The sequence below is a fragment of the Erwinia sp. 009765445 genome, from assembly GCF_058137865.1.
Genome location: NZ_JBYUWC010000014.1, coordinates 1 through 23,827, shown reverse-complemented (window position 1 = coordinate 23,827; position 23,827 = coordinate 1). Strand labels below are relative to the sequence as shown.

The 23,827-nt window shown below is 53.7% G+C and carries 23 protein-coding genes and 2 rRNA genes; 17 read left to right on the top strand and 8 right to left on the bottom strand.

The genetic code is table 11. From position 1 onward, the window contains the following. Nucleotides 1-15: 15 nt before the first annotated feature. From rng to csrD, 6 genes are all read right to left on the bottom strand, one after another. Nucleotides 16-1,485 carry a ribonuclease G gene (rng, locus tag AC3Y5R_RS16015; protein ID WP_158782027.1) on the bottom strand — a complete coding sequence of 490 codons (1,470 nt, stop codon included), beginning with the start codon at nt 1,483-1,485 and terminating at the stop codon, nt 16-18. Further along, nucleotides 1,475-2,068, bottom strand: a complete 594-nt coding sequence (locus AC3Y5R_RS16010) for a Maf family protein (protein ID WP_489922159.1) — start codon at nt 2,066-2,068, stop codon at nt 1,475-1,477. Before AC3Y5R_RS16010 ends, rng begins: the two co-directional genes overlap by 11 nt. Before the next feature lie 8 nt (nt 2,069-2,076). Next, on the bottom strand, nt 2,077-2,565 hold the full coding sequence (gene mreD, locus AC3Y5R_RS16005) for a rod shape-determining protein MreD (RefSeq protein WP_158782025.1): 489 nt from the start codon (nt 2,563-2,565) through the stop codon (nt 2,077-2,079). Further along, a complete protein-coding gene (gene mreC, locus AC3Y5R_RS16000; RefSeq protein WP_158782024.1) occupies nt 2,562-3,602 on the bottom strand; it encodes a rod shape-determining protein MreC in 1,041 nt (346 codons plus the stop codon). The genes mreD and mreC overlap by 4 nt, the downstream gene beginning before the upstream one ends. 66 nt (nt 3,603-3,668) lie before the next feature. Beyond that, on the bottom strand, nt 3,669-4,712 hold the full coding sequence (mreB, locus tag AC3Y5R_RS15995; protein ID WP_003855260.1) for a rod shape-determining protein MreB: 1,044 nt from the start codon (nt 4,710-4,712) through the stop codon (nt 3,669-3,671). A 315-nt stretch (nt 4,713-5,027) separates the two neighbouring features. Beyond that, complete coding sequence (gene csrD / locus AC3Y5R_RS15990; RefSeq protein WP_489922158.1) at nt 5,028-6,977, bottom strand: RNase E specificity factor CsrD; 1,950 nt, start codon at nt 6,975-6,977, stop codon at nt 5,028-5,030. A gap of 196 nt (nt 6,978-7,173) precedes the next feature. Here csrD and acuI point away from each other — a divergent pair, with 196 nt between their 5' ends. The 17 genes from acuI to AC3Y5R_RS15905 all read left to right on the top strand — a co-directional run bounded on the left by acuI (nt 7,174) and on the right by AC3Y5R_RS15905 (nt 23,183). Continuing rightward, complete coding sequence (gene acuI / locus AC3Y5R_RS15985) at nt 7,174-8,151, top strand: acrylyl-CoA reductase (NADPH) (RefSeq protein ID WP_489922157.1); 978 nt, start codon at nt 7,174-7,176, stop codon at nt 8,149-8,151. 136 nt (nt 8,152-8,287) lie between these two features. Then, the gene (gene msrP, locus AC3Y5R_RS15980) at nt 8,288-9,289 is read left to right on the top strand and encodes a protein-methionine-sulfoxide reductase catalytic subunit MsrP (RefSeq protein WP_489922235.1); all 1,002 of its coding nucleotides are present in this window, start codon (nt 8,288-8,290) and stop codon (nt 9,287-9,289) included. Further along, on the top strand, nt 9,289-9,891 hold the full coding sequence (msrQ, locus tag AC3Y5R_RS15975; RefSeq protein WP_489922156.1) for a protein-methionine-sulfoxide reductase heme-binding subunit MsrQ: 603 nt from the start codon (nt 9,289-9,291) through the stop codon (nt 9,889-9,891). Before msrP ends, msrQ begins: the two co-directional genes overlap by 1 nt. A gap of 238 nt (nt 9,892-10,129) precedes the next feature. Beyond that, entirely contained in the window at nt 10,130-10,582 is a 453-nt protein-coding gene (aroQ, locus tag AC3Y5R_RS15970) for a type II 3-dehydroquinate dehydratase (RefSeq protein ID WP_158782020.1), read from the top strand. Nucleotides 10,583-10,603: 21 nt separating this feature from the next. Next, complete coding sequence (accB, locus tag AC3Y5R_RS15965; RefSeq protein WP_158782019.1) at nt 10,604-11,074, top strand: acetyl-CoA carboxylase biotin carboxyl carrier protein; 471 nt, start codon at nt 10,604-10,606, stop codon at nt 11,072-11,074. A gap of 11 nt (nt 11,075-11,085) precedes the next feature. Next, nucleotides 11,086-12,435: an acetyl-CoA carboxylase biotin carboxylase subunit gene (gene accC / locus AC3Y5R_RS15960; protein WP_489922155.1), complete on the top strand. Its 1,350-nt coding sequence runs from the start codon at nt 11,086-11,088 to the stop codon at nt 12,433-12,435. Between the two features lie 72 nt (nt 12,436-12,507). Then, nucleotides 12,508-12,744, top strand: coding sequence for a YhdT family protein (locus tag AC3Y5R_RS15955; protein WP_489922154.1), 237 nt, complete (start codon nt 12,508-12,510; stop codon nt 12,742-12,744). After that, on the top strand, nt 12,741-14,192 hold the full coding sequence (panF, locus tag AC3Y5R_RS15950; protein WP_489922153.1) for a sodium/pantothenate symporter: 1,452 nt from the start codon (nt 12,741-12,743) through the stop codon (nt 14,190-14,192). Before AC3Y5R_RS15955 ends, panF begins: the two co-directional genes overlap by 4 nt. Before the next feature lie 11 nt (nt 14,193-14,203). Continuing rightward, nucleotides 14,204-15,085 carry a 50S ribosomal protein L11 methyltransferase gene (gene prmA / locus AC3Y5R_RS15945; RefSeq protein ID WP_489922152.1) on the top strand — a complete coding sequence of 294 codons (882 nt, stop codon included), beginning with the start codon at nt 14,204-14,206 and terminating at the stop codon, nt 15,083-15,085. A 127-nt stretch (nt 15,086-15,212) separates the two neighbouring features. Continuing rightward, a complete protein-coding gene (locus AC3Y5R_RS15940; protein WP_489922151.1) occupies nt 15,213-15,950 on the top strand; it encodes a carbonic anhydrase in 738 nt (245 codons plus the stop codon). A gap of 317 nt (nt 15,951-16,267) precedes the next feature. After that, nucleotides 16,268-17,233 (top strand): tRNA dihydrouridine synthase DusB, encoded by a 966-nt coding sequence (gene dusB, locus AC3Y5R_RS15935; protein WP_489922150.1) that lies wholly within the window; start codon nt 16,268-16,270, stop codon nt 17,231-17,233. A gap of 24 nt (nt 17,234-17,257) precedes the next feature. Next, on the top strand, nt 17,258-17,554 hold the full coding sequence (gene fis / locus AC3Y5R_RS15930; RefSeq protein WP_000462905.1) for a DNA-binding transcriptional regulator Fis: 297 nt from the start codon (nt 17,258-17,260) through the stop codon (nt 17,552-17,554). A gap of 199 nt (nt 17,555-17,753) precedes the next feature. Continuing rightward, a complete protein-coding gene (lpxP, locus tag AC3Y5R_RS15925) occupies nt 17,754-18,674 on the top strand; it encodes a kdo(2)-lipid IV(A) palmitoleoyltransferase (RefSeq protein ID WP_489922149.1) in 921 nt (306 codons plus the stop codon). Nucleotides 18,675-19,021: 347 nt separating this feature from the next. Next, nucleotides 19,022-20,047, top strand: coding sequence for an amino acid ABC transporter substrate-binding protein (locus AC3Y5R_RS15920; RefSeq protein WP_489922148.1), 1,026 nt, complete (start codon nt 19,022-19,024; stop codon nt 20,045-20,047). 68 nt (nt 20,048-20,115) lie between these two features. Continuing rightward, on the top strand, nt 20,116-21,294 hold the full coding sequence (locus tag AC3Y5R_RS15915) for an amino acid ABC transporter permease (RefSeq protein WP_489922147.1): 1,179 nt from the start codon (nt 20,116-20,118) through the stop codon (nt 21,292-21,294). A gap of 15 nt (nt 21,295-21,309) precedes the next feature. Further along, on the top strand, nt 21,310-22,410 hold the full coding sequence (locus tag AC3Y5R_RS15910) for an amino acid ABC transporter permease (protein WP_489922146.1): 1,101 nt from the start codon (nt 21,310-21,312) through the stop codon (nt 22,408-22,410). An 8-nt stretch (nt 22,411-22,418) separates the two neighbouring features. Further along, nucleotides 22,419-23,183 carry an amino acid ABC transporter ATP-binding protein gene (locus AC3Y5R_RS15905; RefSeq protein ID WP_158782008.1) on the top strand — a complete coding sequence of 255 codons (765 nt, stop codon included), beginning with the start codon at nt 22,419-22,421 and terminating at the stop codon, nt 23,181-23,183. Between the two features lie 117 nt (nt 23,184-23,300). Here the strand turns inward: AC3Y5R_RS15905 and rrf are convergent. Next, a 5S ribosomal RNA gene (gene rrf, locus AC3Y5R_RS15900) occupies nt 23,301-23,416 on the bottom strand. A 225-nt stretch (nt 23,417-23,641) separates the two neighbouring features. Next, nucleotides 23,642-23,827: ribosomal RNA gene (locus tag AC3Y5R_RS15895) — 23S ribosomal RNA — on the bottom strand; the annotation flags it as partial.

The following is a 23,827-nucleotide window of genomic DNA, read 5'->3' as shown; positions in this document are numbered from 1 at the left end:
TCCGCCACGCTGGGATCACATCATGACCACGTCAAACTGCTCCTGGGTATAGAGCGGTTCAATCTGAACTTTCACCTGCTTGCCGACGAAAATTTCCACTTCCGCCAGCGCGTGGGATTCATCAGTCTTTAGCGCTTCGCCCACGGACGGCGAGACGTAAACCAGGAACCGATCGGAGTCATAAGCGTGATGCACACGGACAATTTCACGCATGATTTCGTAGCAGACAGTTTCCACCGTTTTCAGCGTTCCGCGACCTTTACAGACCGGGCAGTCCTGGCACAACACATGCTCAATGCTTTCCCGCGTGCGCTTGCGGGTCATCTCCACCAGCCCAAGCTGCGAGAAACCATGGATGCCGGTTTTTACCCGATCTTTGCTCAGCGCCTGCTCCAGCGAGTGCAGCACCCGCCGCCGGTGGTCTTCATTATTCATATCGATAAAATCGATGATGATAATGCCGCCCAGATTACGCAGGCGCAGCTGGCGGGCGATGGCCTGAGTCGCCTCGATATTGGTATTGAAGATGGTTTCATCAAGATTGCGATGGCCAACAAACGCACCGGTGTTGATATCGATGGTGGTCATGGCCTCGGTCTGATCGATGATCAGATAGCCGCCGGACTTCAGCTCCACCTTACGATCCAGCGAGCGCTGGATTTCATTTTCCACATCAAACAGATCGAAGATTGGCTGCTTGCCGGTATACAGCTCCAGTTTGGCGGTCATCTCCGGGATGTATTCGCTGGTAAACTCCAACAGGTGCTCCCAGGTCAGGCGGGAGTCAATGCGGATACGATCCAGCGCGGCTCCGGCAAAGTCACGCAGGATACGCTGCGACAGCGCCACTTCCCCGTACAGGCGGTAGCGGGTCTGATTACGCTTCTTGCGCTCAATGACTTTGGTCCACAGACGCTTGAGGAAGGCCGCATCGGAGGCCAGTTCAACCTCGCCCACACCTTCTGCTGCAGTACGAATGATATATCCGCCAAGCTCGTCGCAATAGGCCGAGACTACCGCCTTCAGACGATCGCGCTCTTTTTCACTCTCAATCCGCTGAGAAACGCCCACGTGAGAGGCTCCGGGCATAAACACCAGATAGCGGGATGGCAGAGTGATATCCGTGGTCAGGCGTGCACCTTTGGTGCCCAGCGGATCTTTCACCACCTGAACCATCAGATCCTGTCCCTGACGCACCAGTTCGGAAATATCGCGAACAGAGAAATTTTTCTGCTCATCGCCTGCCACACACTCGGTATGCGGCATGATGTCAGAGGCATGCAGGAAAGCAGCCTTCTCCAGGCCAATATCCACAAAGGCAGCCTGCATTCCGGGCAGCACACGACTGACTCTGCCTTTATAGATATTCCCGACGATTCCCCGTCGCGCTTCACGCTCGATATGGATTTCCTGCAGGATGCCACCATCGATGTAGGCCACGCGCGTTTCCGAAGGCGTGATGTTTACCAGCAACTCAGCGGTCATGTTCTTCCCTCACCTCACGCAGCAACTGAAAATGGCTGAACAGCTCAGCGGTTTCAACCAGAGGCAGTCCGACTACCGCGTGATAGCTTCCGTTAATTTTTCTGACAAAGTTTCCGCCCAGCCCCTGAATTCCGTAGGCTCCGGCTTTATCCATCGGCTCTTTGCTGGCGATATAACCGGCAATATCGCCATCATTCAGGGTGCGGAAAGTGACTTCAGTGACCACCAGAGTATCCAGCTGCTGCCGGCTGTCTGCCAGCGCCACTGCCGTCATCACCTGGTGCGTCTGGCCTGACAGTTTAGCCAACATTACGGCGGCTGCCTGTTCATCGGCAGGTTTTTCCAGCACTTCGTTGTTCAGCACCACAATGGTGTCCGCTCCCAGCACCGGTAAATCCTGCTCAGCGACCGCCACGCCTGCCTGGGCTTTCTCTCGCGCAAGGCGACGCACGTAGGCTTCGGCCTGTTCGTCCGGGCGTTTTTCTTCTTCGACTTGAGTGTTGAGACGTTCGAAACGGAGGCCAAGCTGCGTCAGCAATTCACGGCGGCGGGGAGAACCAGAGGCCAGATAAAGGGATATCATAATCTTCCTTATTGAACGGCAAACTGGCGGCGTATTTTTCTCATCAGCAAGAACAGCCAGGGCCACAGAATACCGTCTATCACGCTACTCCAGAAAATTTCTGGCCGGAATGAGACGTTAATCACTAAGAATTCAGCCCAGAATACAATGACATCCATCGCCAAAGACAGCACCATCACCATCAGCGCCTGCTGCCACAGCGCAAGGTTACGGAACAGCTGGAATTTAAACGCCACCAGATAAGCCACAATGCTGAAAGCCAGCGCACGCACGCCCAGCGTTGAGCCGGAGATAAGATCCATTATAGAACCCATCACAAATCCCGTGCCAACATTCGCGCGGTGTGGCAGAGCCAGCACCCAGTAAATCAGGATTAACAGCAGCCACGACGGCCTGAACATGTAGATCTGTTCAGGCCAGGGCATGATTTGCAGCACCAGTGCGACCAGGAACGACAGCCAGATAACCCATCGTCCATGGCTGCGATAACTACTCAAGGACGGCCTCCGCGTGCAGCTGGTGCAGACTGGCTGGTGACAGGTGGAGGTGTGAGAGCAGCGGGCGCATTCGGTCCGGCAGGCACCTGCTGGCTATCCGGAGCCGGTGGTCCCATCAGTTCGCCAGCAGCAGGTAACACCTGCGGCATCATCTGCATCAGGCGCTCGTTGGCTACGCGGTGTACCTCTTCGGGTGCCATTGGCATGGTGCCGTTACGGTCGGCACCCCACAACAGCAGCAGGTAGCGCAGTCGTTGCAAGCCTGCGGTCGGTCGGGCCTGAATCACCGTGTAAGCACGCTGCGTATCGAGCTTCACGCTTGACACCACGCCCACCGGATAGCCTTCAGGGAAACGGCCCCCCAGTCCGGAGGTAACCAGTACATCACCAACACGAATATCAGTATTGCCCGGCAGGTGTTCCAGCTGCAGCTCTTCGGTGCAGCCATTACCGGCAGCAATAACGCGGATATCGTTACGCAGTACCTGAATAGGTAACGCATGGGAGGAGTCACAAATCAGCATCACGCGGCTGGTGATTTTACCCACCGCAACCACCTGGCCCACCACGCCTTTGTCACTGATCACCGGCTGGCCTTCATAAACGCCATTGACGCTACCTTTGTCGATGACCACCTGATCGGTATAAGGATCGGTGCCGGTGGAGATCACCTGAGTGACCATCTTGTGCTCGTCCTGACGCAGCGGAGAACCCAGCAGCTCGCGCAGGCGGGCATTCTCCTGCTTAAACTGACCCAGCATCAACAACTCGCTGTTTTTCAGCATCAGTTCGCGCTGTAAGGCTTTATTTTCCAGCTCAAGCTGCTGGCGGGAGGCCAGTGTTTCAGAAACACTGTCCAGAATCTGACGTGGCCCGTTGGCCAGGAAATAGAAAGGGCTGACCGCCGTATCCATATAGGTGCGGATCTGGCTGAAAGCGCCCAGGCGACTGTCGGCGATAATCACGCCTATTGCCACCAAAACTGCTAAAAACAGGCGTAACTGCAGGGAAGGTCCCCTGCTGAAGATCGGCTTCATAAACTCGGCGTATTCCTCGACATCTTATTAAAGGAGTGCGGGATATCCCGCACTCCTTAAGGCAAATTATTCTTCGCTGAACAAATCGCCGCCGTGCATGTCGATCATTTCCAACGCTTTACCGCCACCGCGCGCTACGCAGGTCAGCGGATCTTCTGCCACTACAACCGGAATACCGGTCTCTTCCATCAGCAGACGGTCGAGGTTACGCAACAGCGCACCCCCACCGGTCAGCACCATGCCGCGTTCGGAGATGTCGGAGGCCAGTTCTGGCGGACACTGTTCCAGCGCCACCATCACTGCGCTGACGATACCGGTCAGCGGCTCCTGCAGGGCCTCAAGAATTTCGTTGGAGTTCAGCGTGAAGCCACGTGGCACACCTTCAGCCAGGTTACGACCGCGAACTTCGATTTCACGCACTTCATCACCCGGGTAAGCGGAACCGATTTCATGCTTGATACGCTCAGCAGTGGCTTCACCAATCAGGGAACCGTAGTTACGGCGCACATAATTAATGATCGCTTCATCGAAACGGTCACCACCGATACGCACGGAAGAGGAGTACACCACGCCGTTCAGGGAGATCACCGCCACTTCGGTAGTACCACCCCCGATATCGACGACCATTGAGCCTGTTGCTTCGGAAACCGGCAGACCGGCACCGATCGCTGCGGCCATTGGTTCTTCGATCAGGAACACTTCACGTGCGCCTGCACCCTGAGCAGATTCGCGAATAGCGCGACGCTCAACCTGGGTGGCACCCACCGGGACACACACCAGCACGCGCGGACTTGGGCGCATAAAACTGTTGCTGTGAACCTGTTTGATAAAGTGCTGCAGCATCTTTTCGGTCACGAAGAAGTCGGCAATAACACCGTCTTTCATTGGGCGGATAGCTGCAATATTGCCGGGGGTACGACCCAGCATCTGTTTTGCGTCATGACCGACTGCCGCAACGCTCTTGGGGGAACCGGCACGATCCTGACGGATAGCAACGACGGAGGGCTCATTCAGAACGATGCCCTGTCCTTTCACGTAAATCAGGGTATTGGCTGTACCCAGGTCGATGGACAAGTCGTTGGAAAACATGCCACGGAATTTTTTAAACATACTAAAGGATAATCCTGCTAGCTGGGGGCGGAAAATAAAATCCGCTTACTTTACCAACCACACGAAGCAGCGACAAGGCGCAAAAACGTTCTACTTCGGTGAAAAATAACGCTATCTCTCGCCTGAGTCACAATCCTGAAAACCTGAGCGTTCACAATGCCTGTATTCAGGCTCCGCACCCGCGGTTTAAAGCCGACATTCGGACATAACGTACATAAATTTTAACATTTCCCGGTCTCTCTGGGTGGCCCAGTAAACCGTTGCCGGCACCACAGCCGCGCGGCTATTCTACGTGAAATCCTGCTTAACGGCAGACTAAACTCGATATCTTTGCGAATATTTTTTCACATCGCTGTTGAGCGGTTGTGAAGGCGCAAAGAAATCGCCCTGACCGCCCTGAACCCCCAGTCCGGCAAGGGTTTGCCACTCATCACGGGTTTTAACACCCGCAGCAAAAACACGTGTTGGCGTGCGGTTGCAACTTTCGAGCAGGCTTTGCACAAAAAGTTGGTTCTCTGTACGCCGATCGATATTGCGTACCAGACCCGGATGCAACTTGATCAGTTCCACGTCAAACAGCTTGATGTAGCCAGTGCTGACAACCGTTAATCCCGCCTGATTTATCGCTATCCGGCAGCCAAAACCTTTCAACAAACGAAACGCGGCAGCCAGACGGTTGATGTGTTGACACACATCTGCTTCTGCAAGTTCAAATAAAATGCGATTTCTTTGAGATTTAGTGTATTGCAGCAGCATATCGCGTAGCCAGGACTGAAAAGGACGCTGCAGCAGAGCATCCACTGTCAGAGGGACGGCCAGCGTTTCTTCTGGCCAGATCGGCAGCAGGGCCAGAATGCGGGTCACCAACTGGCGGTCATAACCTTCGGCCATGCCCAACTGCTGCACCAGCGGCAGATACTCAGCCGATTGCAGCTCTTTATCTTCGTCAAAGATCCTCGGCATCATCTCGCGGTGATGGACTTGTCCTTCACTGGTGACTGCCGGTTTCTGATAGAGGCGTGGACCACCACGATGCAGGGTATTTTCCAGCAGGGTGCGCCATTTAACACTGCCACGGCTTAACTCCTTCTGAGGAACCTCGCCCACCGACCAGTTATTTCCTCCCAGCAGCGCCGCATGCCGCGTGGCCAGCTCAACATTTTCCATGACCTGCTGAGTACTCTGCCCGTGTTGCCAGGCGCTGATGCCTATATGGATCATATCTTCGCGATCCAGCATCCGCATGGGAGGCAGAGCATCAACGGCATTAATCAGCTGTGAAGCGATACTGTCAGCATCTTTCAGGCTACGGTGAGGCAGCAAAACGGCAAAATCACTGCGGAAATAGCGGGCCAGCAGCGCGCCGGGATAACGCAAAACAAAGGTGGAAAGCAGATTGACCAGATCGAACAAATAATCCTGAGTTTGCGTGTGGCCCCAGTTATCACGAAGGGTATCGAAATCCGAAAAACGGATCATCATCACCATTCCGTGAGCCCCGGCCGCTTCGGTATCCTCAAGCATGGTGGCCAACTGGTTATCAAAGAACAGGCGGTTATTCAGGCCGGTTTTGGCATCCTTAGCGGCAAAAGCACGGATCAGCGTATCAATACGATTACGCTGCTCGCCCGCCTCGTACAGATCGCCCAGCAACAGATCGATCGCGCTACTGGCCTTCGGCGGCCATTCATGCACACTGCCCTGCCTTACCGTACCTCGTTCCCCTTTCAGCACCCTGCCAGCCCGGGCTTCCAGACGCTCCATTCCCTGCAACTGACGATAGAGCCATCGGTGGGTAAACAGCAGGATCAGCAGCAGGCTGCCAACAATTGAGATGATAATGGTAAAAATAGAGGTGCCAACAAAAGAGCTGACCCAGGTTTTGGTGGTATCGACCCAGGTGATTTGCAGCATGATATTGGGGTGATTTTCGAGCTTGAGTTCAGAGTTGCGATACTTATTGGGTTCATCCTCCATCACCGCATCCTGATGGCGGGCCAGCTCCAGGCGCAGCTGATCATTTTCGATGAATTTAGTCCGAACGATTTGCAACGGTCCCATCACTTGAGGTAGCCAGACGGCTATCTGCTCCGGTGTTTCCGTTTCCATTGCCACATCGATATCCTCCGCCATAATCTGCAGACGGTGCTCGGCCCGCAGGTTGCTGAGGTAAAAAAAACTCATCACGCAGCCCACCAGCATCATTAACATCGCCAGTGCACTCAACAGCGTGATCATTGCAGAAAGTTTTGTGGTTAATCGCATCCCTGTGCTCTTTTACTGCAGTTGAAAAAAATCACTCGCCTTCTGTAATCTGAAGGCTGTGACGGAAACTCGCGGGGGAAAATAACACATCCCGCGCTGCTAATAATTGCCTGATGTCAGAATAGTGATGAAAGTCGGGAGTATAGTGGGGTCAGGTTTTAATTATACTCACAGGTCCTATTTTCAGGAGATTCTCATGCAAGCACTTGTTCTTGAACAGTCAGAAGGGAAAACCCTTGCGTCAGTGAAGACCCTGACTACCCACGATCTTCCCCCTGGCGACGTGGTGGTGGATATCGACTGGTCAGGCCTTAACTACAAGGATGCGCTGGCTATTACCGGAAAGGGAAAAATTATCCGCCAGTTCCCGATGGTTCCTGGGATCGATTTTGCGGGAAAAGTACATTACAGCGAAGATCCCCGCTTCCATTCCGGCCAGGAAGTGCTGCTGACGGGCTGGGGAGTGGGCGAGAATCATTGGGGAGGACTGGCAGAGCAGGCCAGAGTGAAAGGCGACTGGCTGGTGCCAATGCCCGCCGGGCTAGATGGCCGTAAAGCGATGATTATCGGCACTGCCGGGCTGACAGCGATGCTGTGCGTGATGGCGCTGGAAGAAGGCGGCATTACACTTGAAAGTGGTGAAGTGGTGGTGACAGGTGCCAGCGGCGGCGTGGGCAGCACCGCGGTAGCTCTACTCAATGCCCTTGGTTATCAGGTTGCCGCAGTGAGCGGGCGGGAATCCACCCATGAGTATCTGCGCCGGTTGGGTGCAAAAGAGATCCTGCCGCGTAGTGCATTCAACGGTGATGCACGCCCGCTGGAAAAACAACGCTGGGCCGGAGCGGTGGATACCGCAGGCGATAAAGTACTGGCGAGCGTGCTGGCACAGATGAACTACTCTGGCGTGGTAGCATCCTGTGGCCTGGCTGGCGGATTCGCTCTGCCAACAACGGTGATGCCTTTTATTCTGCGCAACGTTCGCCTGCAGGGTGTGGACTCAGTCAGCACACCGGCTCCCCGCAGGCTGGAAGCCTGGAAAAGGCTGATTAAGGTGCTGCCGGAAACTTTCTATCAGCAGGCCACCCACGAAGTGCCCCTTACCGAAGCGGCAGAAAGCGCAGCGAAGCTGCTTAATAATGAAGTTACCGGCCGTACGCTGGTGAAAGTGCGTTAAGTCTTCTCCCCTCTGTTGCGTGGCAGAGGGGAACACCCTTCCAGGAAATTTCACATTTTTTGCCGCAAACTCGCTGAATACCCGCACAATGACCATGATTAAGGCTGAACAGAAACCGATGCCGGAGAGCAGCCTGATGAAACCCGCGAACAAACTGACTGAAAACGATGTCACGCCTGAAGAGATCTTCAATACGCAACGTCGCCAGATCCTGAAAACGCTGGGGATCAGCGCCGCCGCATTGTCGATCCCTGAGGCTCGCGCCGACGTGCTCTCATGGTTTAAAGGCAACGATCGCCCGAAAGCGCCGTCAGGGAAATCTCTCAACTTCACCAAACCCGAACAGTATCAGGCGAACCTGGCTCTGACGCCGGAAGACAAAGTGACGGGCTATAACAACTATTATGAGTTCGGACTGGATAAAGCCGATCCGGCGGCCAATGCGGGCACCCTGAAAACCACCGACTGGAAGATTGAGATTGGCGGCGAAGTGGCGAAGCCCATGACGCTGAATATGGATGATATCTATAAACGTTTCCCATTAGAGCAGCGGATCTACCGGATGCGATGCGTGGAAGCCTGGTCGATGGTGGTCCCGTGGATAGGCTTTGAGCTGGGAAAACTGCTTAAATCAGCCGAACCCACCAGCAATGCCCGCTACGTGGCTTTTCAGACCGTTTACGCGCCAGATGAAATGCCGGGCCAGAAGGATCGCTTTATCGGTGGCGGCATTAATTATCCCTATGTCGAAGGGTTGCGACTGGATGAAGCAATGCATCCCCTGACCATGCTGACCACCGGTGTCTATGGCAAAGAACTGCCACCTCAAAACGGTGCGCCCATCCGCCTGACCGTGCCGTGGAAATACGGCTTTAAAGGGATAAAATCGATTGTCAAAATCACCCTGGTGAAGGATATGCCTCCCACCACATGGAATCAGCTGGCCGCCAACGAGTATGGCTTTTATGGCAACGTGAACCCGCATGTTGACCATCCCCGCTGGTCGCAGGCGACCGAACGCTTTATTGGTTCCGGCGGCATTCTTGACGTTAAACGCCAACCAACGCTGCTGTTTAACGGCTATGCCGACCAGGTTGCTTCACTGTATCGGGGCCTTGACCTGCGGGAGAATTTCTAGTGGTACGTCTGTCTGTCAAACAAATTACCGGGCTGAAGATTTTGCTGCATCTTGCCGGTTTCCTGCCGCTGATCTGGTTAATTTTCGCCATCGATCAGGGCTGGTTCAGCGCCGATCCGGCAAAAGATATCCAGCATTTTACCGGCAGGATGGCACTGAAGTTTCTGCTGAGCACGCTGCTGGTGACGCCGCTGGCTCGCTACGGTAAACAACCACTGTTAATCCGGGTCCGCCGCCTGCTGGGGCTATGGTGCTTTGCCTGGGCCACACTGCATCTGGTCAGCTATTCCGTGCTGGAGCTGGGCATCAGTAACCTGGGCCTGCTGGGATCGGAGTTGATCTCCCGTCCCTACCTGACGCTGGGCATTATCAGCTGGGTTATCCTGCTATTGCTGGCCCTGACATCCTTTCAAAAAGCGCAGCGAAAATTAGGGAAACGCTGGCAAACTTTGCACAATGCGATCTACCTTGTGCTGATCCTGGCCCCCATCCACTACCTGTGGTCGGTAAAAACTTTCTCTCCCCAGCCATGGATTTACGCCGCTATCGCCCTCATTCTGCTGGCCTGGCGTTACAAAAAGTTCCGTCAATGGCTGCGATAAAGCAGGCTTCAGACTGTGTTCTGCCCCGCATATCCTGCATCAACTGCACGTAATTTAAGGCGTGCAGTTGATAATCTTCGCTGATACGACCAGTATTTAGCTGCTAAGTGCCACGAAATCGTTATAATGCCCGACTTCGGAACAGTGCGCAGGCCAAATTTCACCGTTAGAGGTGACAAATGGCTTTTCGCGTTGTATTTTGTGCGATGCCTCATTTATCGCAGGAGATAGCAGCAAGATGGCTGATAAGTTTCACATACTGCTTTTGAACGGTCCCAACCTGAATCTTCTCGGCACCCGTGAGCCAGAGAAATATGGGAAAACGACGCTGGCAGAGATCGTCAGCGATATCACATCGCAGGCTGACGCGCTTAACGTGAAGCTGAGTCATCTCCAGTCCAATGCGGAATATGCTTTAATTGACCGCATTCATGAGGCAAAAGGCAATGTCGATTATATCGTCATTAACCCGGCGGCTTTCACCCATACCAGCGTAGCACTTCGCGATGCCCTGCTTGCAGTCAGCATCCCGTTTATTGAAGTGCACCTGTCGAATGTGCATGCCCGCGAGCCTTTCCGCCATCATTCATATCTTTCTGATATTGCCGCTGGTGTAATCTGTGGCCTTGGTGCCGACGGTTATTCCTGGGCTTTACAGACAGCTGTTAAACGCCTGTCACAATCTAATTAAACAGAGTACGGAACCACACTCATGGATATTCGTAAGATAAAAAAACTGATCGAACTGGTTGAAGAATCAGGTATTGCTGAACTGGAAATTTCTGAAGGTGAAGAGTCCGTTCGCATCAGTCGTGCGCCTGTGAACACCGGCTACCCGATGATGCAGCAAGCCTACGCTGCGCCAATGATGCAGCAGCCAGCTCTGGCTACCGCCGTTGCGCCGGCAACCACCCCGGCGATGGAAGCACCCGCTGCTGCCGAGATCAGTGGCCACATCGTACGTTCACCAATGGTCGGTACTTTCTACCGCACGCCAAGCCCTGACGCGAAAGCTTTTGTTGAAGTCGGCCAGAAAGTGACTGCCGGCGACACCCTGTGCATCGTTGAAGCGATGAAAATGATGAACCAGATCGAAGCCGATAAGTCCGGCGTTGTGAAAGCGATCCTGGTCGAAAGCGGTCAGCCAGTTGAATTTGACGAGCCGCTGGTAGTCATCGAATAACGAGGCGAACCATGCTGGATAAAATTGTTATAGCTAACCGTGGTGAGATTGCGCTGCGCATTCTGCGTGCCTGTAAAGAGCTGGGCATCAAGACTGTGGCGGTACACTCCACTGCGGATCGCGATTTAAAACACGTACTGCTGGCGGATGAAACCGTTTGTATTGGTCCTGCCCAGTCGGTGAAAAGCTATCTGAACATCCCTGCACTGATTTCGGCTGCCGAGATCACCGGTGCGGTGGCAATCCACCCGGGCTACGGCTTCCTGTCCGAGAATGCGGACTTTGCCGAGCAGGTTGAACGTTCAGGCTTTATCTTTATCGGTCCTAAAGCTGAAACCATTCGTCTGATGGGTGACAAAGTCTCCGCCATCAACGCAATGAAAAAAGCGGGCGTACCGTGCGTACCAGGCTCTGACGGCCCGCTGGGCGAAGACATGGATAAAAACCGTGCCTTCGGCAAGCAGATCGGCTATCCGGTCATCATCAAAGCCTCTGGCGGCGGTGGTGGTCGTGGTATGCGCGTCGTGCGCAACGAAAAAGACCTGGAACAGTCCATTAATATGACCCGTGCGGAAGCAAAAGCCGCTTTCAACAACGATATGGTCTATATGGAAAAATACCTGGAAAACCCACGCCATATCGAGATTCAGGTACTGGCTGACGGTCAGGGCCATGCCATCTATCTGGCCGAGCGCGACTGCTCCATGCAGCGTCGCCACCAGAAAGTGGTTGAAGAGGCGCCGGCGCCAGGTATCACCCCAGAGATGCGCAAATTCATCGGCGATCGCTGTTCAAAAGCCTGTATCGAAATCGGCTACCGCGGTGCGGGCACCTTCGAGTTCCTGTACGAAAACGGCGAGTTCTACTTCATTGAAATGAACACCCGTATCCAGGTTGAGCATCCGGTTACCGAGATGATCACTGGCGTGGATCTGATCAAAGAGCAGCTGCGCATTGCGGCCGGACAGCCGCTGTCGATTAAACAGGAAGACGTGGTGATCCGCGGTCATGCGGTGGAATGCCGTATCAACGCCGAGGATCCTAACACCTTCCTGCCAAGCCCAGGCAAAATCACCCGCTTCCATGCGCCTGGTGGTTTTGGCATACGTTGGGAGTCTCATATTTACGCTGGCTACACTGTGCCTCCGTATTATGACTCCATGATCGGTAAGCTGATCACCTATGGTGAGACACGTGAAGTGGCAATTGCCCGCATGAAAAATGCGCTGGCTGAGCTGATCATCGATGGCATCAAGGTCAACGTTGAGCTGCAGATGAAGATCATGACCGATGAAAACTTCCAGCATGGTGGCACCAACATCCACTATCTGGAGAAAAAACTCGGCCTTCAGGAAACCTGATCCGTCTGAGTTAATAAAAAAAGGCCGGTCTGACCGGCCTTTTTCTTTGTCTGTGGAAGGTGAGAGTAAGAGATGGACAAACATTTCATTCAGGCTCATCGCGAAGCCCGCTGGTCCTTCTGGCTGGCCGTCGCCTATCTTGCTGCCTGGTCATTGATGGCATGGTTACCGGGCAATAAAATCGGCCTTACCGGCCTTCCGCACTGGTTCGAAATGGCCTGCCTGCTGGTTCCCCTGCTGTTTATATTCCTTTGCTGGCTGATGGTCAGGCTGGTTTTTCGCGATATTCCTCTGGAGGAAGACCAGTGAAAACAAGCATTATTCTGCCGCTGATTGGCTATCTGCTGCTGGTCGCCGGGCTGTCTGTTTACGCCATGCGTAAGCGCCGTGAAGGCAATTTCCTGACGGAATACTTCCTTGGCAGCCGTTCCATGGGCGGCTTCGTGCTGGCCATGACGCTGACCACCACCTATATCAGTGCCAGCTCCTTTATCGGCGGGCCGGGTGCGGCGTACAAATACGGCCTCGGCTGGGTGCTACTGTCGATGGTGCAGGTGCCTGCCGTCTGGCTTTCTCTGGGTATTCTGGGCAAAAAATTCGCTATCCTGGCCCGACGCTATAATGCCGTGACGTTAAACGATATGCTGTATGCCCGCTACCGCAGCCCGCTGCTGGTATGGTTTGCCAGCCTGAGCCTGCTGATTGCCTTTATCGGGGCAATGACCGTGCAGTTTGTCGGTGGTGCCCGCCTGCTGGAAACCGCCGCAGGCATCCCTTACAGCACCGGACTGCTGATCTTTGGCGGCAGCATCGCCCTGTACACCGCTTTTGGCGGCTTCCGCGCCAGCGTGTTAAATGATGCGATGCAGGGTCTGGTGATGCTGATCGGCACCTTCCTGCTACTGTTTGCGGTGGTCCATGCGGCGGGCGGCATGCACAACGCGGTGGATAAGCTGCAGCATATCGATCCGCAGCTGATCTCCCCCGGCGGCGTGGATAACATTCTCACTCCAACCTTTCTGGCTTCCTTCTCGGTGCTGGTTTGTTTTGGTGTTATTGGCCTGCCTCACACAGCCGTTCGCTGCATCTCCTACAAGGACAGCAAAGCCGTCCACAGGGGGATTGTCCTGGGGACGATTGTGGTAGCCGTCCTGATGTTTGGCATGCACCTGGCTGGCGCGCTGGGTCGGGCAGTGATGCCGGACCTGCCGATCCCTGACCTGGTGATCCCGACGCTGATGATCCATGTGCTGCCTCCGCTGGCAGCAGGGATCTTCCTGGCGGCACCGATGGCGGCGATCATGTCGACGATCAATGCCCAGCTGCTGCAGGCATCGGCCACGATAGTTAAAGATCTCTTTCTGCGCGTTCGCCCCCAGCAGATGGGCAATGAACCGCTGCTGAAAAAAATGTCCGCGATGATCACTCTGTTGCTGGGCCTGCTGTTGCTGCTGGCAGCCTGGAATCCGCCTGAGATGATTATATGGCTGAACCTGCTGGCATTCGGTGGCCTGGAGGCTGTTTTCCTGTGGTCGCTGGTGCTGGGGCTATACTGGGAAAAAGCCAACGCTGCAGGCGCGCTCAGCAGCATGATCGTCGGTGCCGGCTGCTATACCCTGCTGGCCAGCCTGTCGCTGCAACCCTGGGGCTTTCACCCTATCGTTCCGTCGCTGCTGCTGAGCCTTGTTGCTTTTGTAGCTGGTAACCTTTTTGGCCAGGCTGGCAAACCAGCCACGGCTTCCACCCTGTTTGATTAAAGAGAATCGCAATGCCCTGGATACAAATGAAAATTAACACTACCGGCGCTCAGGCTGAAGAACTGGGCGACGCGCTGATCGAGAACGGAGCTGTCTCGGTCACATTCCAGGATACGCATGATAACCCGGTGTTCGAACCTTTGCCGGGGGAAACGCTCCTGTGGGGTGATACCGACGTGATTGGCCTGTTCGATGCAGAAACCGAGATGCGAGAGGTGATTGCAGGCCTTGCGCTGCACCCGCTACTGGGCCAGGGCTTCCGTCATAAAATTGAGCAGATTGAGGACAAAGACTGGGAACGTGAGTGGATGGACAACTTCCATCCGATGCGTTTTGGCCAGCGGCTGTGGATCTGCCCAAGCTGGCGTGACGTGCCGGACCCGGACGCAGTTAATGTCATGCTGGATCCGGGCCTGGCATTCGGTACGGGTACACATCCGACAACGGCCCTGTGCCTGGCGTGGCTGGACGGCCTGGACCTGACAGATAAAACGGTCATCGACTTCGGCTGTGGCTCAGGCATCCTCGCTATTGCAGCCTTGAAACTGGGGGCTGCCAGGGCGATTGGTATTGATATCGACCCGCAGGCCATTCAGGCCAGCCGCGACAATGCCCAGCGCAATGGCGTCTCTGACCGTCTGTCCCTTTACCTGCCTCACGAGCAGCCTGACAACCTCAGTGCTGATGTGGTGGTCGCCAATATCCTGGCTGGCCCGCTGCGCGAACTGGCCCCTTTAATCAGCATTCTGCCGGTGGCAGGGGGCCATCTGGGCTTATCAGGCGTGCTTGCCAGCCAGGCCGACAGCGTTTGTGAAGCTTACGAAGAGAAGTTCGTGCTCGACCCGGTCGCCGAAAAAGAAGAGTGGTGCCGTATCACCGGAATTCGCCGTTAACTGAACAGCCCTTATTGCACATAAGGGTTGATGCTTTTCCTGCCAGATATCCTTATAATTCGCATGCGTATTATTTCGCAGATCCCGGGGCCAGAAAAGGTCCCGGCTTATAAGGATATAAAGGATTATGAAATTCAAGACATTAGCCGTACTGCTTTCACTGGCCGCGGCATTACCAGCAGTAGCTTCCACACAGCCACACTGGGCATACGAAGGGAAAGGCTCTCCGGAACACTGGGGAGAGATAAGTGATGAGTTCCAGACCTGTAAAACGGGTCAGTACCAGTCCCCTGTCGACATTAAGCATGTTATTGACGGCAAGCTCCCCCCGCTGGGCCTCAATTTCCGCACTGATACTGAATCCATTGTCAACAATGGACACACCATCATGGTCGACGTACAAGACAGTGATGACTTCATGCTGGATAATGATCGTTTCGAGCTTAAGCAATTCCACTTCCATACCCCCAGCGAAAACCTTATTGCCGGGAAATCTTATCCACTGGAAGCTCACTTTGTTCACGCCAATAAAGCGGGAGAGTTGACTGTGGTGGCCGTAATGTTTGAAGAGGGAGCCGAGAATGAGGCTCTCAACCCGCTTATTGCTGCCATACCGGCTCAACTAAACCACGAAGTGAAAATGGAAAAAAGCATTGATCTGGCGAAACTGTTCCCTGCTGATGAGCACTATTATCGTTTCAGCGGCTCGCTGACCACACCTCCCTGTACGGAAGGTGTTCGTTGGCTGATATTGAAGCAACCGGTAACGCTTTCAGCACAGCAGTTGCAGGCATTCCAAAAAGCACTAAAACACACCAATTATCGTCCATTGCAGCCTATGCATGGTCGGGTGGTTGTCGAATAATTATCCTGGCTTCAGCGGGTTTACAGTGCGCTGAAGCCCTGTTCGCTCCCATTAAGAGCGGACCATGTAGCGTTTTTGGAGCAAAGTAACGTGATTTATGTTGTTAACTTGCTCACAAAAAAAGAAAAATATTTGTTCATAATTACACCGTAAATATTCAACTGATTGTTTGTTAAGTAATTTTATTCTTATATCAATGCGGATTACTGCTTTCATTGATCTCTCAGGGCGAATTGTTCAAAGTTTGGCCTTTCATCTTCCCTGAAAAATGCGTAATATACGCCGCCTTGCGGACACACTATGGTCACTTTTTTTTCATGCGCATAGGAAACCACCAGCTTCGCAATCGCCTGATTGCAGCGCCAATGGCCGGGATAACCGACAGGCCTTTCCGGACTCTTTGCTATGCAATGGGCGCTGGTATGACCGTATCTGAGATGTTGTTGTCAAACCCTGAAGTCTGGGCCAGCGACAAATCGCGACTGCGCATGGTACACAGTGACGAGCCCGGTATTCGTACCGTGCAGATTGCAGGTTGTGACCCTGAAGAGATGGCCGGAGCCGCACGCATCAATGCTTTATCTGGTGCGCAGGTGATCGATATCAACATGGGATGTCCGGCTAAAAAAGTGAATCGTAAGATGGCGGGCTCTGCCCTGTTGCAGCACCCTGAGCTGGTGAAGTCTATCCTCTCGGCGGTGGTTAATGCAGTGGATGTGCCTGTCACGCTGAAGATTCGCACCGGCTGGGACGCGGACAACCGCAATTGTGTAGAGATTGCCCAATTGGCTGAACGCTGCGGTATTCAGGCCCTGACCATTCACGGACGCACTCGCGCGTGCTTGTTCAACGGTGAAGCTGAATATGACAGCATTCGGACAGTTAAGCAGAACGTTTCCATTCCCGTCATCGCGAATGGAGACATAACTGACCCGCATAAAGCCAGAGCCGTACTCGACTATACGGGGGCTGATGCCCTGATGATAGGACGTGCGGCTCAGGGAAGACCGTGGATCTTCCGGGAAATCCAGCACTATCTGGACACTGGGGAGCTGCTGGCACAAATGCCACTGGCTGAGGTAAAGCGCTTGCTCATCGGGCACTTACGGGAACTGCACGACTTTTACGGTCACGGCAAGGGATACCGTATTGCCCGGAAGCACGTCTCCTGGTATCTCCAGGAGCATGCCCCAAACGACCAGTTTCGGCGCACATTCAACGCCATTGAGGATGCCAGCGAACAGCTGGAGGCGTTGGAGGCATACTTCGAAAAACTTGCGTAATAGAAATAAAGAGCTGACAGAACTATGTTCGAACAACGCGTAAATTCTGACGTACTGACCGTTTCAACCGTTAACTCACAGGACCAGGTGACCCAAAAGCCTCTGCGTGATTCGGTCAAACAGGCACTGAAGAACTATTTTGCTCAATTGAATGGTCAGGATGTAAATGACCTGTATGAGCTGGTTTTGGCTGAAGTAGAACAGCCTCTGTTGGACATGGTGATGCAATACACCCGTGGCAACCAGACCCGTGCAGCTCTGATGATGGGTATCAACCGCGGTACGCTGCGTAAGAAACTGAAAAAATACGGCATGAACTAAGTTTCGGTTCATTGTGATGGAGGCGCTACGAACTGTTAGCGCCTTTTTTATGGCCGCGCTCTGGACAGAATTGTCTTGATTGTGTAAAAAACCGACGTGGGTGCCAACTTCCGGCCAATAATGTTGTCACACCTCCTGTATCGCAACAGATTAAGTTCTTTATGCGCTACATCTCACATGCACGCATAAAGAGAGATATATGAAGGCTTCACCCCGTTTTACCCGCAGCTTAATGCACCCACGTTACTGGATAACCTGGGCCGGACTGGGGCTCCTGTTCCTGCTGGTACAGCTCCCTTTTCCTCTCCTGCAAAAGCTCGGCACCTGGATGGGCCGCACTTCAATGCGCTTTCTCAAGCGCCGCATTCGCATTACCCGTCGTAATCTTGAGCTCTGTTTTCCGGATATGCCAGCTGAGCAACTGGAGTTACGTATTGTCCGTAACTTCGAGTCGCTGGGTATGGGACTGCTGGAGACAGGGATGGCCTGGTTCTGGTCAGATCGTCGGGTAAAACGCTGGTTTACTGTCAATGGGCTGCACAACCTAAAAGCGGCTCAGGACGGTGGGCAGGGTGCGCTGATTATCGGCGTACACTTCATGTCACTTGAGTTAGGCGGCAGAGCGATGGGGCTTTGCCAGCCGATGATGGCGATGTACCGCCCGCACAACAACAAGCTGATGGAGTGGGTGCAGACCAAAGGTCGTATGCGCTCAAACAAAGCGATGATCAACCGCCGTGATTTGCGTGGCATGGTCCAGGCGTTGAAACAGGGAGAAGCCGTGTGGTTTGCTCCAGACCAGGATTACGGCCCTAAAGGCAGCGTCTTTGCGCCTCTTTTTGCCGTGCCGCAGGCCGCTACCACCAGCGGAACTTGGATGATTGCCCGTATGGCCAAGCCCGCGATGATCACCGTGGTACTGATCCGTAATGAAGACGGCAGTGGCTATGAGCTGGTGATTCAGCCCGAGCTGAAGGACTATCCGATCAGCGATGAACAGCAGGCCGCTGCTTACATGAATAAAGTGATTGAACGCGAGATCATGCGTGCGCCCAATCAGTATATGTGGCTCCACCGCCGCTTTAAGACCCGCCCGGACGGCGCAACGTCGCTTTACTGAGTTCCCTCTCCCCTTATCAAAGCCAGCTCACAAATCTCCGGGTTGGCCCCTCATCTTATTTAACACCACCTCAACAATATTTGCGCTTCATCCCACATTGCTTCCATATAGTGAAACTATTTGCACCCTTTGTGACCAATCATGGTGTTTTTGCACCTGTTTAGTGCGCGATATTAAGCAAACTTTCAAAATGCTTCTAATTATTAGCAAAGCTTTCCAATAAATTCAGGACTCTGCAATTTTGGCACTCCCTTTGCAAAGTCGTGGATGGCTCACGCCACAGACAGGAAATAGTGCACCACAGCGTGCATTAAACATAAAAACGATTTCGCCACACAGGATGCTTTATGAAAAAAATGATGCTCTCCACTTTGGTTGCCGCTGCAGCGCTGTTTGCGGTTGCGAATCAGGCTCATGCCGGCGCCACCCTGGATGCCATTAAAAAGAAAGGTTTTGTGCAATGCGGTATCAGTGATGGTCTGCCGGGCTTCTCTTTTGCTGATGCCAGCGGCAAATTCAGCGGTATCGATGTGGATGTTTGCCGTGCGGCTGCGGCTGCCGTTTTTGGTGATGCTTCTAAAGTTAAATATACCCCGCTGACAGCGAAAGAGCGTTTTACCGCACTGCAGTCTGGCGAAGTGGACATTCTGTCCCGTAATACAACCTGGACTTCTGCCCGCGATGGCGGCATGGGCTTTATCTTCGCTGGCGTTAACTACTATGACGGCATCGGCTTCCTGACCCACCAGAAAGCGGGCCTGAAAAGTGCTAAAGAGCTCGACGGTGCTACCGTATGTATTCAGGCCGGTACCGATACTGAGCTGAACGTAGCTGACTACTTCAAAGCCAACAACATGCAGTACACCCCGGTGACCTTCGACCGCTCTGACGAATCAGCCAAAGCACTGGATACCGGCCGTTGTGATACGCTGGCCTCCGATCAGTCTCAGCTATATGCCCTGCGTATCAAACTGGGCAAACCAAACGAATTCATCGTGCTGCCAGAAGTGATCTCTAAAGAACCTCTGGGACCTGTCGTGCGTCGTGGTGATGATGACTGGTTTACCATCGTTAAATGGTCTCTGTTCGCTATACTGAATGCGGAAGAGATGGGTATCACTTCTAAAAACGTTGACCAGATGGCCGCCAAACCAACCACCCCGGATATGGCACACCTGCTGGGCTCAGAGGGCGACTTCGGTAAAGACCTGAAGCTGGACAATAAATGGGCTTACAACATCGTTAAGCAGGTTGGTAACTATCAGGAAGTCTTCGACCGTAACGTCGGTAAAGACAGCCAGCTGAAAATCGCCCGTGGCCAGAACGCGCTCTGGAACAAAGGCGGCATCCAGTACGCTCCGCCAGTACGTTAATTCCCACCGTTTACAGGGCACCGGTTCGCCGGTGCCTTCGTCAGAATTTTCGTGACTGAGGTTTCATCATGTCTCAACGCCCATCCGTAAAAAGGGATATTTCCTTTAGCAATCCTGCGGTGCGCGCCTGGTTTTACCAGATCATTGCGATTGTCGCGGTATTAGGCGTGGCGGGGTATCTGATCCACAATACCGTCATCAACCTGGCCAGCCGCGGCATTACTTCCGGTTTTGGTTTCCTTGAACGTAGCGCTGGCTTTGGTATCGTTCAGCACCTGATTGACTACAGCGAGGGGGATACCTACGCTCGCGTGTTTCTTGTCGGATTGACTAATACCCTGCTGGTTTCCGCTCTCTGTATCGTTTTTGCTTCCTTCCTGGGCTTCTTTATCGGCCTGGCGCGCCTGTCAGATAACTGGCTTTTACGGAAACTCTCTAATATCTATATCGAAACGTTCCGTAATATTCCGCCGTTGCTGCAGATCTTCTTCTGGTATTTCGCCGTATTACGTAACCTGCCGGGTCCACGCCAGGCGGTGAACGCTTTCGATTTAGCTTTCGTCAGTAACCGGGGTCTCTATATTCCCTGGCCACAGTACGCTCCAGGCACCTGGCCATTCATCATCGCTCTGCTGCTGGCTGCCGCCGGCAGTGTTGCGCTGTTTCGCTACAACCGTTCATATCAGCTAAAGACAGGCCAGCTCAAGCGAACCTGGCCTGCCTCAATTGCCATGCTGATTGTGTTCCCGGTGATTGCCCACCTGATTTCCGGGGCGGCAATGCATTGGGATGTCCCACAGCTTCGTGGCTTTAATTTCCGTGGCGGCTTCGCTCTGATCCCGGAACTGGCGGCACTGACACTGGCGCTGTCGATCTATACCTCTTCGTTTATCGCGGAGGTGATCCGCTCCGGCATTCAGTCCGTTCCTTATGGACAGCATGAGGCGGCACGCTCACTGGGTCTGCCTAATCCGATAACCCTGCGACAGGTCATCATACCGCAGGCGATGCGGGTAATTATCCCACCGTTAACCAGCCAGTATCTGAATATCGTGAAAAACTCCTCGCTGGCAGCAGCGATTGGTTATCCCGATATGGTCTCACTGTTCGCCGGGACGGTACTGAACCAGACGGGGCAGGCCATTGAGACCATTGCTATCACCATGGGCGTCTATCTGGTTATCAGCCTGCTGATTTCGCTGTTAATGAATATCTATAACCGCAAAATCCGCCTGATTGAGCGCTAAGAGAACGGGATTATTATGACTTTAGCTACTCACGAAACCCCGCCGGTGCCGACAACTATACTGTCTCGCACCGTCAGTTGGGCAAGAAAAAATCTGTTCTCAAGCTGGGGTAACACACTTCTGACGTTGTTCTGTCTGTGGGTTCTCTGGGCCGTTATTCCTCCTGCGCTGAACTGGCTGATCTTCCAGGCCAACTGGATTGGATCGACGCGGGCAGACTGTACCAAAGAAGGTGCCTGCTGGGTGTTTATCCATGCCCGCTTCGGCCAGTTTATGTACGGATTGTATCCGCATGAGCTGCGCTGGCGTATTAACCTGGCACTGGTGATTGGTCTGCTTTCCATTGTGCCGATGTTCCTGAAGATCCTTCCCCGCCGGGGCCTTTATATTACCGTCTGGGCGGTCGCCTATCCGATGATCGTCTGGTTCCTGTTGTATGGCGGTTTCTTCGGGCTGGAGCGTGTGGAAACCCGCCAGTGGGGCGGTCTGACCCTGACGCTGATTATCGCCTCGGTGGGGATCGCCGGTGCTTTACCTCTGGGAATTTTGCTGGCCCTGGGCCGTCGCTCCACGCTACCGGTGGTTCGCACTCTGTCGATTATCTTTATCGAATTCTGGCGTGGTGTTCCCCTGATTACCGTGCTGTTTATGTCCTCGGTGATGCTGCCTCTGTTTATGTCAGAGGGGAGTACTATCGATAAACTGATCCGCGCGCTGGTCGGCGTTATCCTCTTCCAGTCTGCTTACGTGGCGGAAGTGGTGCGCGGCGGTCTGCAGGCTCTGCCTAAAGGCCAGTACGAGGCGGCTGAATCTCTGGCGCTGGGTTACTGGAGAATGCAGGCGCTGGTGATCCTGCCGCAGGCGCTGAAACTGGTGATCCCGGGGCTGGTCAACACCATCATCGCCCTGTTCAAGGATACAAGCCTGGTGATCATTATCGGGCTGTTTGATCTCTTCAGCAGCGTGCAGCAGGCCACGGTTGACCCAACATGGCTTGGTATGTCAACCGAAGGCTATGTCTTTGCCGCTCTGGTTTACTGGATTTTCTGTTTTAGTATGTCGCGCTACAGCCAGTATCTGGAAAAGCGCTTTCACACCGGGCGTACACCGCACTGAGGCTTAAAATGACTGAATCACTGATTAAACAATCCGACGACGCGATGATGATTACGCTGGAAAACGTGAACAAATGGTACGGGCAGTTCCACGTATTGAAGGATATTAACCTGCAGGTGAAACCACGCGAGCGTATCGTTCTCTGTGGCCCTTCAGGTTCCGGGAAATCAACAACCATCCGTTGCATTAATCATCTTGAAGAACATCAGCAGGGGCGCATTGTGGTGGACGGTATCCATCTGAATGATGATCTCCGCAACATTGAACGAGTGCGCACTGAAGTGGGGATGGTGTTTCAACACTTCAACCTGTTCCCGCATCTGAGCGTACTGCAGAACTGCACGCTGGCTCCAATCTGGGTGCGTAAAACGCCGAAGAAAGAAGCTGAAGAGCTGGCAATGCACTATCTGCAACGTGTTCGCATAGCCGAACATGCCCATAAGTTCCCGGGGCAACTTTCCGGGGGTCAGCAGCAGCGTGTGGCTATCGCCCGTTCCCTGTGTATGAAACCCAAGATCATGCTGTTTGATGAACCAACGTCGGCTCTCGATCCGGAGATGGTTAAAGAGGTGCTGGATACCATGATTGGTCTGGCAGAAGACGGAATGACCATGCTTTGCGTTACCCATGAAATGGGCTTTGCGCGCACCGTGGCAGATCGGGTGATCTTTATGGATCGCGGTGAGATCGTGGAACAGGCTCCGCCGCAGGAGTTCTTCTCTAATCCTAAGTCAGAACGTACCAGAGCTTTCCTTTCTCAGGTTATTCACTGAGTTCATTCCCTCCAAAGCCCTGGTCATCCGGGGCTTTTACCTTTTTAAAGGGTTCCCGTACGATACATACAACGCAAAAAGGCCACCCGTGAGGGTGGCCTTTCTGTTTTATTTGATGCCTGGCAGTTCCCTACTCTCGCATGGGGAGACCCCACACTACCATCGGCGCTACGGCGTTTCACTTCTGAGTTCGGCATGGGGTCAGGTGGGACCACCGCGCTAAAGCCGCCAGGCAAATCTTGGTGCCGTCCCGTGTCTTTCGTGCAGATACTGCCTTGCCTGCGCTGGTAAGCTCAGTCACATACTTAAGTATGCTCCTTCCCTCACTGCACTTGTCGCCTTGTCTCTGCACAAAATCCTTCGGACATCAGTCCGCAGAACAGCTAAATTTTTATCCGCTACAAGCTGAAATTGTTTGTGTTGTCTCTCAACACTCACCAGAACGCTTCTGGCGTTGTAAGGTTAAGCCTCACGGGTCATTAGTACCGGTTAGCTCAACGCATCGCTGCGCTTACACACCCGGCCTATCAACGTCGTCGTCTTCAACGTCCCTTCAGGGGCCGCAAGGGCCCAGGGAGAACTCATCTCGAGGCAAGTTTCGCGCTTAGATGCTTTCAGCGCTTATCTTTTCCGCACTTAGCTAC

What these genes read in the sequence shown, in the direction of transcription:
- rng (WP_158782027.1), bottom strand. Translation starts at nt 1,485, where the DNA reads ATGACCGCTGAGTTGCTGGTAAACATCACGCCTTCGGAAACGCGCGTG.
- AC3Y5R_RS16010 (WP_489922159.1), bottom strand. Translation starts at nt 2,068, where the DNA reads ATGATATCCCTTTATCTGGCCTCTGGTTCTCCCCGCCGCCGTGAATTG.
- mreC (WP_158782024.1), bottom strand. Translation starts at nt 3,602, where the DNA reads ATGAAGCCGATCTTCAGCAGGGGACCTTCCCTGCAGTTACGCCTGTTT.
- mreB (WP_003855260.1), bottom strand. Translation starts at nt 4,712, where the DNA reads ATGTTTAAAAAATTCCGTGGCATGTTTTCCAACGACTTGTCCATCGAC.
- csrD (WP_489922158.1), bottom strand. Translation starts at nt 6,977, where the DNA reads ATGCGATTAACCACAAAACTTTCTGCAATGATCACGCTGTTGAGTGCA.
- acuI (WP_489922157.1), top strand. Translation starts at nt 7,174, where the DNA reads ATGCAAGCACTTGTTCTTGAACAGTCAGAAGGGAAAACCCTTGCGTCA.
- msrP (WP_489922235.1), top strand. Translation starts at nt 8,288, where the DNA reads ATGAAACCCGCGAACAAACTGACTGAAAACGATGTCACGCCTGAAGAG.
- aroQ (WP_158782020.1), top strand. Translation starts at nt 10,130, where the DNA reads ATGGCTGATAAGTTTCACATACTGCTTTTGAACGGTCCCAACCTGAAT.
- accB (WP_158782019.1), top strand. Translation starts at nt 10,604, where the DNA reads ATGGATATTCGTAAGATAAAAAAACTGATCGAACTGGTTGAAGAATCA.
- accC (WP_489922155.1), top strand. Translation starts at nt 11,086, where the DNA reads ATGCTGGATAAAATTGTTATAGCTAACCGTGGTGAGATTGCGCTGCGC.
- AC3Y5R_RS15955 (WP_489922154.1), top strand. Translation starts at nt 12,508, where the DNA reads ATGGACAAACATTTCATTCAGGCTCATCGCGAAGCCCGCTGGTCCTTC.
- prmA (WP_489922152.1), top strand. Translation starts at nt 14,204, where the DNA reads ATGCCCTGGATACAAATGAAAATTAACACTACCGGCGCTCAGGCTGAA.
- AC3Y5R_RS15940 (WP_489922151.1), top strand. Translation starts at nt 15,213, where the DNA reads ATGAAATTCAAGACATTAGCCGTACTGCTTTCACTGGCCGCGGCATTA.
- dusB (WP_489922150.1), top strand. Translation starts at nt 16,268, where the DNA reads ATGCGCATAGGAAACCACCAGCTTCGCAATCGCCTGATTGCAGCGCCA.
- fis (WP_000462905.1), top strand. Translation starts at nt 17,258, where the DNA reads ATGTTCGAACAACGCGTAAATTCTGACGTACTGACCGTTTCAACCGTT.
- lpxP (WP_489922149.1), top strand. Translation starts at nt 17,754, where the DNA reads ATGAAGGCTTCACCCCGTTTTACCCGCAGCTTAATGCACCCACGTTAC.
- AC3Y5R_RS15920 (WP_489922148.1), top strand. Translation starts at nt 19,022, where the DNA reads ATGAAAAAAATGATGCTCTCCACTTTGGTTGCCGCTGCAGCGCTGTTT.
- AC3Y5R_RS15915 (WP_489922147.1), top strand. Translation starts at nt 20,116, where the DNA reads ATGTCTCAACGCCCATCCGTAAAAAGGGATATTTCCTTTAGCAATCCT.
- AC3Y5R_RS15910 (WP_489922146.1), top strand. Translation starts at nt 21,310, where the DNA reads ATGACTTTAGCTACTCACGAAACCCCGCCGGTGCCGACAACTATACTG.
- AC3Y5R_RS15905 (WP_158782008.1), top strand. Translation starts at nt 22,419, where the DNA reads ATGACTGAATCACTGATTAAACAATCCGACGACGCGATGATGATTACG.